Here is a 14,435-nt window from a genome sequence, read left to right as displayed (position 1 = left end):
GTATAAATTGATCTAACTTATAAGATTAAAGTAAACTTTTTACCGGGCTTCGCTTTAACCACTCCTTTAAACTCCAGCCCTAACAGCACAGATGCCAGCATACTTACCGGAATCTGAGATTTCCAGCTGAGATTGTCCATGTGCTCTTCTCCGTTTTGTTGCAGCACCTGCAGTACCTTTAGCTCATCGGAAGTATACTCTGCGGCATCATACACAGGTGCTGCTTTTACTTTCTTAGCTGCCGCTTCGTCTTCCAAGTCCCAATTCAGCAGTTCCACCAGGTCCTGAACAGAAGTATAGGTTGCCGCCTTGTGTGATTTGATCAGATAATTGGTGCCTTCTGAAACAGGGGATGTGATATTACCGGGCACGGCCATCACTTCTTTATCGTAGCCATGCGCAAGATCAGCGGTAATTAAAGTACCGCTTTTAAGGGCGGCCTCTATAACAATAGTACAGTCGCTCATGCCGGCAATGATGCGATTGCGTGCCGGAAAGCGAGGTGCATCGGGTCTGGTGCCAAAGGTATTTTCTGTGAGTAGTCCGCCTTGTGTAAGCATACGCTCTGCATACTTCCGGTGTACGGCAGGATAGATTGTTTCGGGTCCGCTGGCCATTACGCCTATGGTTTGCAAGCCTGCCTGCAGTGCAGCACGATGGGCCACTACATCAACGCCATAAGCTAAGCCACTTACGATCATGGCATTGTATGGCTTCAGGCTTTCTACAATCTTTTCTGTAACAGAAGTGCCGTAACTTGTTATTTGCCTGGTGCCTACAATGCTGATGATGCGGCGCTGGTTCAGGTTGCCGTTGCCTCTAAAGTATAAAAGGGTAGGAGCATCTGCAATTTGCTTTAGCCTGTCAGGATACTTTGGCGAAGTATAAAACAGCAGTTGCACATCCTGCTCCTGCGCCTGCTTTAGGATCTCCTCAGCTTCGTAGAGCGCCGTTTTACTTCCATCAAGCAGGTTCTTGAGCAAAACCGGACCAACGCCCGGAATCTTACTTAGTTTTGCAGTATTGGCCTCGAACACAGCTTTAGCCGAGCCACAATAACTTACTAACTGGCGCGTCAGTTGTGTGCCAACTCCAGGCAATTTAGTTAAAGCTACTTCGTATAAATTCTGCTCCTCTACCATATGGTAAAGTGCTTACGTAGCTTTTAAGCTTTGGTATTCAGATGCTCTTTAATGCCAACTAGAAAAGCTCTCACCTTCTCCAGCGATTCAATGATTTCAATCTTATCTTTCGTCTGAACAGATTTATTCTTCAGTACTTCCTTTGCGCCCTGGATAGTATAGCCGCGCTCTTTTACCAGGTGATAAATGGTGCGTAGGGTTTCAATATCCTGCTTCGTGTACTGGCGGTTACCTTTTTTATTTTTTTTAGGACTAAGTTGCTCAAATTCAGTTTCCCAGAAACGTATAAGAGAGGCTGCAACATCAAACATTTCGGCAACTTCGCCAATGGTATAGTACTGCTTTTCTATTTCTCTTTCTTTATATGGCATGGCTATGGTTCGGTTTAAGTATGGCAGCTGCGTAATTTTCGGGCAGATGCTACGGTTTAAGGCTAAAATATGCTACTTTTGCCTCTAATATGCTTTTCAGAGCTTCACAAAATAAGCGTGTTTCTCTAGGGCAAAAATTCTATATTTTTTGTTATTAAACAACAAGTATAGCCATAAGTATCTAAAGGCCTAATAATCATACATGAACTCAGCTGAGATTAGACAAAAGTTCCTGGATTTCTTCGCTTCGAAGCAGCACCAGATCGTGCCTTCGGCTCCGATTGTGGTAAAAGACGACCCAACCCTGATGTTTATCAACTCGGGTATGGCACCCTTCAAAGATTACTTTTTGGGCAACAAGCCTGCACCTTACAAGCGTATCGCCGACACTCAGAAATGCCTTCGCGTTAGCGGCAAGCACAACGACCTGGAAGAAGTAGGCTACGACACCTACCACCACACCATGTTCGAAATGCTGGGCAACTGGTCGTTTGGCGATTACTTTAAGAAAGAGGCGCTGGAGTGGTCATGGGAACTGCTGACGGAAGTATATGGTCTGCCAAAAGACAGGCTGTATGTTTCTGTTTTCCAGGGCGATGAATCTGAGAATCTGCCAATGGACCAGGATGCATACAACATCTGGAAAAGTATGATCGCTGAGGATCGTATCCTAATGGGCTCTAAGAAAGATAACTTCTGGGAAATGGGTGATACGGGCCCGTGCGGTCCGTGCTCTGAGATTCATGTGGACTTACGTACAGACGAGGAACGTGCACAGGTTGACGGAAAGTCTCTTGTGAACAACGACCACCCACAGGTAGTAGAGATCTGGAACAACGTATTCATGGAGTTCAACCGCCTGGCTGACGGTTCGCTTGTTAAACTGCCTGCACAGCACGTAGATACAGGTATGGGCTTCGAGCGTTTGTGCATGGCTATCCAGGGCAAGCGTTCTAATTATGATACTGACGTATTCCAGCCGCTGATACAGTATGTAGCCAAAGAAGCTGGCGTAACTTATGGCGAGAACGAGAAAACTGACATTGCCATCCGTGTAATCTCTGACCACATTCGTGCCATTGCCTTTACGATTGCCGATGGTCAGTTACCTTCAAACAACAAGGCTGGCTACGTTATTCGTCGCATCCTGCGCCGTGCGGTGCGTTACGGCTTTACTTTCCTGGACTTTAAGAAGCCATTCCTTTATAAACTGGCAGAAGTACTCGCTGAGCAAACTGCACACATCTTCCCTGAGCTAAAGCAACAGCTGGGTTTTGTGCAGCGTGTGATAGAGGAGGAGGAGAACGCATTTTTAAGAACTCTTGAAAATGGATTGAAGCGTCTGGATGCTTTAGAAGAGAACTTTAAGAAGAACAACAATACCATTGACGGCAAAACTGCTTTCGAATTATACGATACTTTCGGTTTCCCGCTTGACCTGACTGCACTTATTGCCCGTGAAAAAGGCTTTACAGTAGACGAGGCTGGTTTTGGCGTGGAGATGGAACAGCAGAAGAATCGCTCTAGAAATGCCTCTGCTACCGAGCAAACCGACTGGGTTATACTTCAGCCCGACGTGGTGAATGAATTTATCGGCTACGACTGCGATACCTCTGCTTCTCACGTTGTGCGTTACCGCCAGGTAAAAACTAAGAACAAGAGTGAGTATCATATCGTGCTCGATAAAACACCTTTCTATGCTGAAAGCGGCGGTCAGGTAGGAGATACCGGTTACCTTATTTCTGACAGTGAGCAGGTTGAGGTGCTGGACACGAAAAAAGAGAACGACCTTATACTTCACATAACAGCCAAGCTGCCACAAAATGTGGAGGCTGGTTTCAGAGCTGAGATTGATGCGGAGCGTCGTAACATGATCCGTAGAAACCACTCAGCTACACACTTACTTCACGCTGCCTTAAGGTCTGCTTTAGGTGAGCACGTACAACAGCGCGGTTCATTGGTTAACGAGAAACTGTTACGCTTCGACTTCTCACATTTTGCTAAGGTAGAGGAGGCTGAGCTTCGCCAGATTGAACACATGGTAAACAAGCGTGTGCGTGAGTCTATTCCTTTAGAAGAGAGCCGCAACATACCAATAGAGGAAGCAAAGCAAATGGGAGCCATGGCCCTGTTCGGTGAAAAGTATGGCGACTTTGTGCGTGTGATCTCTTTTGGTCAGGACCATTCTGTAGAGCTTTGCGGCGGTACTCACGTGCTGAACACCGGTAATATCGGTTACTTTAAGATCGTTTCAGAAAGCTCTGTAGCAGCTGGTGTGCGCCGTATCGAGGCTATTACCGGTGACGCAGCAGAAGATTACATGCAGCAACAGGTTAACGAACTGAATGCGGTACGCGAGGTACTGAACACACAGAGCAATGTTTCAGGTGCAGTGCAAAAGCTTCAGGAAGACTATAAAGTGCTGCAAAAGCAACTGGAACAGTTTGAACTGAAGCAATTAGGCAGCCTGAAAGATACACTGGCACAAAACGCGCAGCAGCTGAACGGCATTAATCTTGTAGCTGAGAGAGTTGACGTTAGTTCTTCTGATTACCTAAAGAAACTGGCTTTTGATATGCGCCAGATAGTAGATAATTTAGTACTGGTACTTGCCGCTGAGATTGACGGTAAACCACAAATCGCAGTGATGTTATCTGATAACCTGGTTGCTGAAAAGAACATGAACGCAAGCCAAATGGTACGCGAACTTGCTAAGGAGATACAAGGCGGTGGTGGTGGTCAGCCATTTTATGCTACAGCCGGCGGTAAAAATGCAGCTGGTCTGGCTGCTGTGCCTGGCAAAGCGGTAGAACTTGTTAAATCTTTGATTAATGAATAATTAATAATGAAAAATGAGTAGTGAAAAGTCCTTAAGTAGCGATTATTCATTACTCATTCTTCATTCATCATTATAAAAATGGATAAAGCGATAAGAGATAAATATCAGGCAATTATTGGTCTGGAGGTGCACGCGCAGTTGCTAACAGATAGCAAAGCCTATTCATCTGACTCTACAGAGTATGGCATGATGCCGAATACCAACCTGAGTGCCATTACACTTGGCCACCCGGGCACATTGCCGCGTGTGAACATGAAAGTAGTGGAGATGGCAGCTAAAATGGGTATTGCCACTAACTGTGAGATCACGCGCTACAACATCTATGCCCGTAAGAACTACTTTTACCCTGACCTTCCGAAAGGATACCAGATCACGCAGGATAAAACGCCGATCTGTACAAATGGCCATATCGTTATAAAAGACGCTGAGGGCAACGATAAACGCATTGGCATTACCCGCATCCACATGGAAGAAGATGCCGGTAAATCGATGCACTTGCCTGGAGAGATTGAGACATTAGTAGATTTTAATCGTGCAGGTGTTCCGCTTATCGAGATCGTATCGGAGCCGGATATCCGTGACTCTGTAGAAGCTTACAATTATTTGATTGAGATCAAGCGTCTGGTAAAGTACCTGGATATCTGCGACGGTAACATGGAAGAAGGCTCTTTGCGTTGCGATGCCAACATCTCTGTGATGCTGAAGGATTCTCCACTTTGGGGCACGAAGGTAGAGGTGAAGAACATGAACTCCTTCCGTAACGTACAGCGTGCCATTGAGCATGAGATTGAGCGCCAGATCATGGTGCTGGAGAATGGTGGTAAAGTAGGAGGCGAAACACGTAACTTCGATGCCAACACGGGCACGACAACGGCCATGCGTTCAAAGGAAACCATGAACGATTACCGCTACTTCCCGGAGCCAGACCTGCAGCCTTTAGTAATTGAACAAGAGTGGCTGGATAGTGTTAAAGCATCTATGCCAAGCCTGCCACAGGTACTTTACAACCGTTTTATTAATGAACTGGGCCTGCCTGAGTACGACGCCGCAGTATTAACAGATGCGAAAGAGATCGCTTTATACTTTGAGGAACTCTGCAAAGAAACTACTAACTACAAGGCTGCTTCTAACTGGCTGATGGGTCCTGTAAAGTCTTATCTGAACGAGTTACAGCTACATATAAACGATTTTCCGCTGGCACCTGAACAAATTGCCCAGCTTATTTCGTTAGTAGATGAAAACAAGGTGAGCCACTCGATTGCCTCTAAACAGATTTTCCCGTACATGCTGGAGCACCCTGAAACTACTGCCATACAGGTAGCAGAGGAACAGAATTTATTGCAGGAATCAAATACGGATGAGCTGGCTCAGATCGTTAATGAAGTACTTGCTGCAAACCCTGCTAAAGTTGCAGAGTATAAGGCAGGTAAGCAGTCGCTGATAGGTATGTTTATGGGTGAGATCATGAAAAAGACGAAAGGCAAGGCAGACCCTAAAGTGGCGAACCAATTACTACAAGCAGGATTAAAAGCATAAATCCATACCTATGAAATTTCAGAAGTTCGTATTTGCTGCCTCGGCGGCTGCGCTGCTGGCAGGATGCCAGGGCAAAGAATCTGCTTCTAACGAGGCGGATGAATTTGTTATTCAGGGAAAGATTGAGAACGCTACAGCCAGTCAGGTATACTTGGCTGAGTTGGGCGAGCAGCAGTTTATCCCACGCGATACAGCCGAGTTAGAGAAAGACGGTTCTTTTAAATTTAAAGGAAATATTACTGAGCCTACGTTCTATCGTATCTCCCTTGATCAGCAAAACGGAGTGATGCTGGTGCTGGACAGCGGTAAAATAAAGTTAAATGCTGATGCCAAAGACCTAAACGGATCTGTTAAGATAGAAGGCTCTGAAGAATCAGTTTTGTTTCAGCAGTTAAACAAGCTGGTGAACGAGAACCGCATGAAGCAGATGGAGCTGGAGCAGCGCTTTAACCAAGCGATGCAGAACGGACAGGAGGAAGAAGCGGAAAAGATTCGTCAGGAATATATGGCGATGCAGAAGGAAACAAAAAAATTCCTGGCGCAGCACCCGGCGTCTATTGCATCGGCATTTGGTACAGCCAGTCTGATAGACCCGCTAAATGATTTTGCCTTTGCCGATAGTATGGCAAACCTGTATTCCCAGAATATCCCGAACTCAAAGTATACTAAGATGCTAAACGAGCGTCTGAAACCATTGCGTTCAACTGCAATCGGCCAGATGGCTCCTGATATTTCACTGCCATCTCCAGACGGTGGTACTCAGTCGCTTTCAGCATTGCGCGGCAAGTATGTTTTGATCGACTTCTGGGCCAGCTGGTGCGGGCCATGCCGCGTAGAGAACCCGAACGTTGTTAAAATGTACAACAAGTATAAAGGCAAAGGATTCGAGATTTTCGGTGTGTCACTTGACCAAAGCAGGGAAAAGTGGTTGGCTGCCATAGAGAAGGATAAACTTACATGGCCTCACGTTTCTGACCTGAAAGGTTGGGAGAGTAGCGCCGCACAGCTATACAACGTAACCGCCATTCCGCAAACTGTACTCGTAGATCCGCAAGGCAAGATAATTGCTAAAGGTTTAAGAGGCGCAGAGCTGGAGGCAAAACTGGCAACCCTACTGCAGTAAAAAATATTATAGTAGCATAACAAAAAGGCCCTTTCTAAATAGAAAGGGCCTTTTTGTTATTTAAAGGAAGTATAAATCTGTTATTTGGAAAATACCTTTTGCAAAGCACCCCAAAGTTGCTTTTTGTGCTCTATATCGTGCTCTAGTATAGCAAGCGCTTGCGAAAATAGTACTGGCACCGACCCAACCATCACAGGATTGTACAGCGTAAACTTATCGTGAGGTAAGTCTGTATCTAAACGGCTGGCAAAGCTGATGATGTAATTCACTTCCAGTTCCTGCTGCATATCCTCAAACTTCGCTATGGCACCAGAAACATTGTTCAGGTAAGCGACATCTGTAGGTTTAAGCCCAATAGCTCCCAAAATCTTGTTCAGGAACTCAAGTTGTGGCAGCTTTACAAACTGCTCTTCCGGTAACGTTACAAGTATAACTACGCCTTTCCTGTTTTCGCCAATGGTCTTATACTTACCAGTTGTCGGCGTAACATCTTGTTTTGGAATTTTAGGCAGGCTAGGGGTAGGCTTCGGCTTTTGCTGAGCAGGCGGAACAGGGGCATCAGGTGGAGCTACAGGTTCAGGTTTATTTTGATCAGCAACTGGAGCCGGTGTAGCAGGTGTTGCAACTAATTCCTCTTTTGGTGCATCAGGTACAGACACAGGCATATCGCCATCAACCACATAAACGGTTTCCGATATGAAGTTCTTAAGAAACTCGCTGTTTAACTGATCTGCCTGTAAACCTGCCATACTTGCTTAACCTTGTGCGTCTTCTTTGATGTCGAATATGGAGCGTAGTTCGTTTGCTTCGCTTGGCTGCATTCTGCCTGCAAGTACAAGGCGCAGCTGACGGCGACGCAATGCACCATCATATAACCTGATCTCTTCTTCTGTTTCAGGAATTGCCTCTGGCACATCGATCGGGTTACCCAGCTGGTCAACTGCCACAAAAGTAAAGAAGGCCTGATTTGTTTTTAGTTTTTTACCGCTTGGAATATCCTCGGCAAAAACATTGATGTGTACCTCCATAGAGGAGTTAAAGGCGCGTGTAACTTTTGCCTCCAGCGTTACAACGTTTCCTAATTTTATACTTTCAGAGAAAGAAACGTTGTCTACAGATGCTGTAACCACAATGCGGTTGGAGTGTTTCTGAGCAGCAATAGCCGACACAATGTCCATCCAGTGCATCATACGGCCACCCATTAAGTTGTGCAACGTGTTGGTATCGTTTGGCAATACCAGTTCCGTCATGATAACGTAAGAGTCTTGTACTTTTTTCTGTTTACGCATTACAATTATGCTTTTTTGATTGCGCAAAGATACGCCTCAAAGGGCAAAGCATAAAATATACTTTTGCAGGCAAGGCAAAAAACAGGGCTCCTGCTATAAACTTAACATTCAGTTAAACTTCGTTGCATATCCGCTTTTAGCAAGAAATACACCATAATCCTTTATATCCAGTATTTCTTTAATAGCCTGCTTCTTGTCTTTCGCCTTTTTGTAATAGGCCTCGCATATCTTATATCCCATGAAATAGCCCAGGTCACCGGGCCTGTCTTTGCTGGTCAGGCCATTGTAGAGCCAGTTGCTCAGATCAGTGCCGTGCATTTCATTCTTAAATAGCATCCATAGCTCCCGCTCATGTTCAATGCCATATTTGTGCACGTGTTTGTTGATGTTGCTTTTGGTAACCAGTTCACTTACAAAGTCTGCGCCGCCTTCGCCTATACTTTTCTTTAGCAGCGTGTTTTCCTGACCCTCGTATCCTTTCTGCAGCATGTGCACCATTTCATGCATCACTACAATATCAATGTTTTCTATGGGCCTCAATACAGATAAAAGCCACGGACTCAATTCTTGTTTGGGTGTTTCGGGATAAAATCCGAACATATCCACGCCTATAATTGGATCTTGCTTTATAGTACCCGCAGAATTTAAAGCGCCCATTACAAAGTATACTTTTGGTATATCTGTTTCTGGGTACAGCTTTTTTAACCTTTTGTAGTGCTTGTCGAGCCGCGGGAGTATCTGGTCTAGCTTATAAGTATGGCTGCGAAGGAAAGTATAATACTGGCGGTGCTTGCTGATGGTTTTCTGGAGGTATTTTGCACTTACGATACGGCCTTGTGTAAACTGCGCAACACCGGGGCTTGCTTTGGTTAAATAGGCGCTCTGAAGTATGGCAATAGAATCCTCTGTTGTCTTTGCTCTATGTAACTGATCAAAAGCACTCCAGAACAGACTCACATCTGAGTAGATTGCCTCAAATTTATGTTGTGCCCTGCTAGCAGTAGTAACAAAGAAAAGTATAAAGGCTAAGGCTGTAGTTGTTTTTTTCATAGTTTGATCTTTTTTGTCAAAGACAAATGCCATGGACTATGGTTGCACCTTCGCCTCAAAAACACTTATATAAGCGGTTTAAAATTTTTCAGACTCCCAGCCAGATTTACCTAAAAGTGGTACGAATTTAAAGCTGGTGAATTCCTCTTTCGTAAACTCATCATGCTCTACACGTGTAATGCGCAACATCTTTTGGCTGCTTTCGCTACCTACCGGTATTACCAGGCAACCACCCGCATTTAACTGCTGTACCAGCGCCTTTGGCACACCCGGAGCACCCGCGGTTACAATAATCTTGTCATATGGTGCGTGCTGAGTCAAGCCAAGGGAGCCATCGCCATGATAAGCGTGTGGCTTCAGCCCGTGCTTTTTAAAAAATAATTGGGCTTTTTCGTAGAGGGCGCGATTATACTCAATAGTATAAACGTGCGGCGTAATCTGCAGCAATACGGAGCATTGGTAACCAGACCCTGTACCTATTTCGAGCACTTTATCGGAGGGCTTAAGCTGCAGCAATTCTGTCTGAAAAGCAACAGTATAAGGCTGTGATATTGTTTGTCCCTCACCGATTGGGAAGGCCTTGTCTTGGTAAGCCTGCTCCAGAAAAGCTTTATCGAAGAAGAAATGACGTGGCACAGCCTCGATGGCAGCCAACACCCGTTCATCGCGTATGCCTTTTTCGCGCAACTGATTTACTAAAGCACGGCGCATGCCACGGTGTCTGTATGAGTCTGTCTGCATTTTTCTGTTATTGCTTTGGGTACTAGGGCCACTACAATGCCGCTACTTTTATCTTACTTGCTCCGGATAAAAAAGATTTGTTTGCGAAAATAAGCATCTGAAGTATAAATCAGGCATCAAAATAAGATTTAGTGCATCAAATAGGCTATAAAGCTGTTAAATTTGAAATATAAACCAGCACTAGAACGATGTTTACAGGAATAATAGAGGCACTTGGCCAGGTTACAGATATACGTGAGGAGAACACGAATAAGCATTTTACCCTTTCCAGCCCTTTTACACCCGAACTTAAAATAGACCAGAGCCTTGCCCATAACGGTGTTTGCCTGACAGTGGTAAGCATAAACGAGGATAAATACACCGTTACAGCCATTGACGAGACGCTTAAAAAAACTAACCTGAATGACCTAAAAGTAGGGGATAAGGTAAACTTGGAGCGTTGCATGCAGGCCAATGGCCGCTTCGATGGTCATGTGGTACAAGGCCACGTAGACCAGACAGGTATCTGTGAGTCTGTGGTAGATGAAAACGGCAGCTGGATCTTTACTTTCCGCTATGATCCTAGCTTAGGAAATGTGACTGTTGAAAAAGGATCGATCTGCGTGAACGGCATCAGCCTGACTGTTTTCAATTCGAAAGAGAGCTCATTCTCAGTAGCTATTATACCTTATACCTACGAACACACCAACCTGCACCAGGTAAAACCTGGCGACATGGTAAACTTGGAGTTTGATATCATAGGAAAGTATGTTGCAAGGCTGCTTGGCAAGTAAGTTTAATAATGTATGAGAGGCATCGGGTCCAACCACCCCTAACAACCTAAGCCGTCATCTTAAGATTTGTTGTCATCTCGACGATAGGAAAGATCTTTATAGAATCCTTTCAGAATTAATCTTAAATAGATTTCTCACTGAGTTCGAAATGACAAAAAGGGATACTTAGCTCCCTAAATTGTCGGAATTAGGGGCAGGTGTGGTTGGTCTACACAAATACCTACTTGATAATTATCCTGTGGTAAGTAACTCCATAACCGCCCCAAATACCCAGGCCGCCATTTATATTTGAACGCGTTGTATTGGGTGAGCCAATTGGGCTGCCGTTGCTGTTTTGCTCACTTTCCAATGTGCTCCAGAAACGGAAGTGGGGAAGGTCTATAGCAGCCCAGCGTACTGTAACAGTATCACCTTTGCCAAAGTAGCCGTAAAGCTCCTGGTTTATTTCAGCCTGCCCACGGGGTTCACCTCTATCCAAGGGAAAAGTGATGGTGCCGCCGTTGATCAATTCGTCGTTAAAAACCGAGCCCAGCAGGCCCGGGTAAAATGGCTCCTGGTTGCGTTTTGTGAAATAACGCACGCTGTTACCCAGTGTATCCGGATCAGCATATTTATACATGAGTATCCTGAGGCTGTCTTCTTCTGGTTTAGGATGAGGAAGCGTCCAGAGTGAGTCTATTGGGTTGAGGTGTGGAATGGTAGTGCTGGCGGTTAACACTTTACCCTGGTGGCTGATGCGCAATGCATAGCTATTGCCAACTGTTCCCTTAAGCGCATCGGTAGTGTACACATAAAAAGGAAAGCCATTGCTGCCGTTTAGCAAGCTTTCAGAAATTCCGAACTGCAGTGCCACCTGTTCCTTAAGCTCATCTGAAAAAGCAGCTGAAGACACTTCCCGCAAAGTATAAACCTGGCCTCCAGAACTTACCGTTACTTGCGCATCATGTACAAAGGCATCCCGAAATGTCTCTGCTGATACATTGGCAAAAACCGGAACAGAGTTAGTAAGCACTACAATGGGAGGAGCTCCCTGCTCAATGTGTCCTTCCACTACCAACTTTGCTTCGCCCTCAGGTATCTCCAACGTCAGGTTCTCTTCACAACCGGTTAATAGCAGCGCAGCAACGAACAGAAGTATAAATTGTAAACGCTTCATGTTATTTCCAGCTAAAATTCCAGGTGACTGATGGCAACGGGAAAGGTATAATAGATACTTTTTTTGCCTGCAAATTTATACTTTCGCTGTAAGCGGTGCCTTCATTGTCGATGTAGTATAAAAATGGGTTGCGGCGGCCATATACGTTGTAAATAGAGAAAGTAAAGCTGCTTTGGATGTTTTTATACTTCTTTCCCTCCAGCGTAGCAGCAAGGTCTAGGCGGTGGGTAGGTTCCATTCTAAAGCTGTTCCTGTCGCCGTACTGGTACACAACATTTCCTTCGATAAAATAGCGTCTAACCGGCATAGTAGTAGCCTGCCCGGTGCCGTAGATAAATGAGCCTCCAAACGTCCACTTATCATTCAGCTTATAGTTGGCTACCACAGAGAGGTCATGCCTTCTGTCGAAGCGCGCCGGAAAGGTTTCGCCACTATTTATATCCGGAAAAGTGCGCGTGGTACGTGACAAAGTATAACCAAACCAGCCCTGCAGGTTGCCCAGGTTCTTACGCAGAAAAAGCTCCACGCCATAAGATTCTCCGCTTCCGCTCACAAACTCATACTCCAGATCACGATTGCTTGGGCCCGGCGCATAGCCTTCGCGATACTCCAACTGGTTCTGCATGTCTTTGTAATATACTTCCACAGAGCCTTCGTATAGGTTGTCTTTCATACTCCTGAAATAGCCCAGGGCATACTGCGTGGCACGCTGCGGTGCAACAATGGCAGAACTTGGCACCCATACATCCAAAGGCAGGGTTGTGTACGCATTCGAAACCAGGTGAAGGTACTGTGCAGATTTTGTAAAGGCTGCTTTTACAGAGGACTTACTGTTTAACGTGTAGCGCAGCGCTATCCGCGGCTCCAGGTTATGAAAGGCCTTTACTTTGTCGTTGCTACCATACCTGGCAGAGTCTGTTACCTGTTCGTTTTGGTTAAACTGGTATAAATTAAAAGGCCCCACCTGCATAAAGTAACTGCTGCGCAGGCCAAGGTTTAGCAGCAGCTTATCTGTTACGTTCCAATCGTCGGAGAGGTAAAGGGCAGTTTCGTGAGCATATTTTGGTTTGATGCGATCTGTGGCAAAAGCCTCGCCTGCTTCACCTTCAGCCTGCCCGGTGCGTGGCCTTAAGGTATGGTAGGTGTATTGTATTCCGTATTGCAGGTGGTGCCTTACATTGGGCGTGTAGTCAAAATCGAGGTTAAAGCTGTAGTCGCGCACCCCGGATTCAAGTACAGTAGTATAGCCCCCATACTCCCAGGTAAATTCAAAATTGTAATTACTCAACAGAGCAGTGGCATCCATGAAAAGCTTGTCGCTGAAAAGGTGGTTCCACCGGGCTGTGGCGCTGGCGTTGCCCCACTTAAAGTCGGATGTAAAGCGGCCATCCGAAAGATTCAGTGTGCCTTTGTCGCGTCCGTAGTAACCGCTCAGGTATAGCCGATCCTTTTGTGATAAAGTATAAGTTAGCTTGCCGTTGAGGTCATAAAAGAAATAGGGTACCCCGCCTTGCTCTGTATCTTTTAGAAAAGGCTCAGTAAGTACATCGATGTAGGTTCTGCGACCGGAAAGTATAAAAGAGGCCTTCTCCTTAGCAAAAGGCCCCTGCACTGACAACCGTGAAGCAATTAAACCTATACCACCTTCAGCACTGTAATCTGACATGCTGCCGTCTTTCATCTCCACATCCAGCACCGAAGATAGCCTGCCGCCATACTTTGCAGGCATACTGCCTTTGATAAGTGTCGTATTTACGATAGCGTCGCTGTTGAACACTGAAAAGAAGTTGAGCAGATGGCCCGGGTTATAGATAGTAGCCTTATCCAGAAGCACCAGGTTTTGATCTGAGCCGCCACCGCGTACATAAAAACCAGTATTTCCTTCGCCACCAGACTGTACGCCCGGCATCAGCTGTATTGTTTTTAAGATGTCAACTTCTCCAAAAAGAACCGGCAGTGTTTTGATAGTTTCGAGGGGGATATCGAGCTGACCCATGGTGGCAGATTGCGTGATTGGAGGTCTCCTTTCGGCAATTACCTCAACCTCCTGCACGCCATAGGTTTTTGCATTCAATCTAATCGTTAGCTGCTTGCTCTTATCCAGAACTACCTGCTGCTCCAGGTCGTCGTAGCCAATGTAGCGCGTGACAAGTGTGTAGTTTCCAGCTGGGGCAGCAAAATTATACTTGCCTGTGGCGTCAGTAACAGCTCCGGCTTCTTTGGTTTCTTTTAGAAATAGTGTAGCTCCGGCAAGTGCTTCACCAGTCTGGGCATCCAGTACTCGGCCGGAAAGGGTATAAAACTGCTGTGCAACTGAAGCTGTATTCGTTGCCAGTAGTATAAGTAGAAGGGAAAAAGTATATAGAGTAATTCGCAAACCTAAGGCTCCTTTTAACACATAGGAAACAGCACTTT

General features: G+C 45.6%; 12 protein-coding genes. 4 read left to right on the top strand and 8 right to left on the bottom strand.

The window, feature by feature from the left end:
• Positions 1-17: 17 nt before the first annotated feature.
• Positions 18-1,142 carry a DNA-processing protein DprA gene (dprA, locus tag H8S84_RS02665; protein ID WP_187065722.1) on the bottom strand — a complete coding sequence of 375 codons (1,125 nt, stop codon included), beginning with the start codon at positions 1,140-1,142 and terminating at the stop codon, positions 18-20.
• Between the two features lie 23 nt (positions 1,143-1,165).
• Positions 1,166-1,513, bottom strand: a complete 348-nt coding sequence (locus tag H8S84_RS02660; protein WP_187065721.1) for a MerR family transcriptional regulator — start codon at positions 1,511-1,513, stop codon at positions 1,166-1,168.
• 202 nt (positions 1,514-1,715) lie between these two features.
• Here H8S84_RS02660 and alaS point away from each other — a divergent pair, with 202 nt between their 5' ends.
• The 3 genes from alaS (at position 1,716) to H8S84_RS02645 (ending at position 7,011) form a co-directional block, all read left to right on the top strand.
• Positions 1,716-4,352 carry an alanine--tRNA ligase gene (gene alaS, locus H8S84_RS02655; RefSeq protein ID WP_187065720.1) on the top strand — a complete coding sequence of 879 codons (2,637 nt, stop codon included), beginning with the start codon at positions 1,716-1,718 and terminating at the stop codon, positions 4,350-4,352.
• 78 nt (positions 4,353-4,430) lie between these two features.
• Positions 4,431-5,888, top strand: a complete 1,458-nt coding sequence (gatB, locus tag H8S84_RS02650; protein WP_187065719.1) for an Asp-tRNA(Asn)/Glu-tRNA(Gln) amidotransferase subunit GatB — start codon at positions 4,431-4,433, stop codon at positions 5,886-5,888.
• Between the two features lie 10 nt (positions 5,889-5,898).
• Positions 5,899-7,011 (top strand): TlpA disulfide reductase family protein, encoded by a 1,113-nt coding sequence (locus tag H8S84_RS02645; protein ID WP_187065718.1) that lies wholly within the window; start codon positions 5,899-5,901, stop codon positions 7,009-7,011.
• An 80-nt stretch (positions 7,012-7,091) separates the two neighbouring features.
• On the opposite strand, the gene H8S84_RS02640 is transcribed toward H8S84_RS02645, so the two are convergent.
• From H8S84_RS02640 to H8S84_RS02625, 4 genes are all read right to left on the bottom strand, one after another.
• A complete protein-coding gene (locus H8S84_RS02640; RefSeq protein ID WP_187065717.1) occupies positions 7,092-7,760 on the bottom strand; it encodes a hypothetical protein in 669 nt (222 codons plus the stop codon).
• Positions 7,761-7,766: 6 nt separating this feature from the next.
• Entirely contained in the window at positions 7,767-8,300 is a 534-nt protein-coding gene (locus H8S84_RS02635; RefSeq protein ID WP_187065716.1) for an acyl-CoA thioesterase, read from the bottom strand.
• A 108-nt stretch (positions 8,301-8,408) separates the two neighbouring features.
• Positions 8,409-9,350, bottom strand: a complete 942-nt coding sequence (locus tag H8S84_RS02630) for a gliding motility protein GldB-related protein (protein WP_187065715.1) — start codon at positions 9,348-9,350, stop codon at positions 8,409-8,411.
• 78 nt (positions 9,351-9,428) lie between these two features.
• Entirely contained in the window at positions 9,429-10,091 is a 663-nt protein-coding gene (locus H8S84_RS02625) for a protein-L-isoaspartate(D-aspartate) O-methyltransferase (RefSeq protein WP_187065714.1), read from the bottom strand.
• Positions 10,092-10,279: 188 nt separating this feature from the next.
• Here H8S84_RS02625 and H8S84_RS02620 point away from each other — a divergent pair, with 188 nt between their 5' ends.
• Positions 10,280-10,864 carry a riboflavin synthase gene (locus H8S84_RS02620; protein ID WP_187065713.1) on the top strand — a complete coding sequence of 195 codons (585 nt, stop codon included), beginning with the start codon at positions 10,280-10,282 and terminating at the stop codon, positions 10,862-10,864.
• A gap of 220 nt (positions 10,865-11,084) precedes the next feature.
• On the opposite strand, the gene H8S84_RS02615 is transcribed toward H8S84_RS02620, so the two are convergent.
• Together H8S84_RS02615 and H8S84_RS02610 are read right to left on the bottom strand one after the other, a co-directional pair.
• Positions 11,085-12,020 carry a DUF4249 family protein gene (locus tag H8S84_RS02615; RefSeq protein ID WP_187065712.1) on the bottom strand — a complete coding sequence of 312 codons (936 nt, stop codon included), beginning with the start codon at positions 12,018-12,020 and terminating at the stop codon, positions 11,085-11,087.
• Position 12,021: 1 nt separating this feature from the next.
• Positions 12,022-14,397: a TonB-dependent receptor gene (locus H8S84_RS02610; RefSeq protein ID WP_187065711.1), complete on the bottom strand. Its 2,376-nt coding sequence runs from the start codon at positions 14,395-14,397 to the stop codon at positions 12,022-12,024.
• Positions 14,398-14,435 lie beyond the last annotated feature (38 nt).

The organism is Pontibacter cellulosilyticus (assembly GCF_014306105.1).
Taxonomy (GTDB): Bacteria; Bacteroidota; Bacteroidia; order Cytophagales; family Hymenobacteraceae; genus Pontibacter; species Pontibacter cellulosilyticus.
This window is presented reverse-complemented; position numbering and strand designations above follow the sequence as displayed.

Coding starts and splice junctions, on each gene's coding strand:
- H8S84_RS02635 (WP_187065716.1), bottom strand. CDS start 8,300: ATGCGTAAACAGAAAAAAGTACAAGACTCTTACGTTATCATGACGGAA.
- dprA (WP_187065722.1), bottom strand. CDS start 1,142: ATGGTAGAGGAGCAGAATTTATACGAAGTAGCTTTAACTAAATTGCCT.
- H8S84_RS02660 (WP_187065721.1), bottom strand. CDS start 1,513: ATGCCATATAAAGAAAGAGAAATAGAAAAGCAGTACTATACCATTGGC.
- H8S84_RS02615 (WP_187065712.1), bottom strand. CDS start 12,020: ATGAAGCGTTTACAATTTATACTTCTGTTCGTTGCTGCGCTGCTATTA.
- H8S84_RS02645 (WP_187065718.1), top strand. CDS start 5,899: ATGAAATTTCAGAAGTTCGTATTTGCTGCCTCGGCGGCTGCGCTGCTG.
- H8S84_RS02625 (WP_187065714.1), bottom strand. CDS start 10,091: ATGCAGACAGACTCATACAGACACCGTGGCATGCGCCGTGCTTTAGTA.
- H8S84_RS02630 (WP_187065715.1), bottom strand. CDS start 9,350: ATGAAAAAAACAACTACAGCCTTAGCCTTTATACTTTTCTTTGTTACT.
- H8S84_RS02640 (WP_187065717.1), bottom strand. CDS start 7,760: ATGGCAGGTTTACAGGCAGATCAGTTAAACAGCGAGTTTCTTAAGAAC.
- gatB (WP_187065719.1), top strand. CDS start 4,431: ATGGATAAAGCGATAAGAGATAAATATCAGGCAATTATTGGTCTGGAG.
- H8S84_RS02620 (WP_187065713.1), top strand. CDS start 10,280: ATGTTTACAGGAATAATAGAGGCACTTGGCCAGGTTACAGATATACGT.
- alaS (WP_187065720.1), top strand. CDS start 1,716: ATGAACTCAGCTGAGATTAGACAAAAGTTCCTGGATTTCTTCGCTTCG.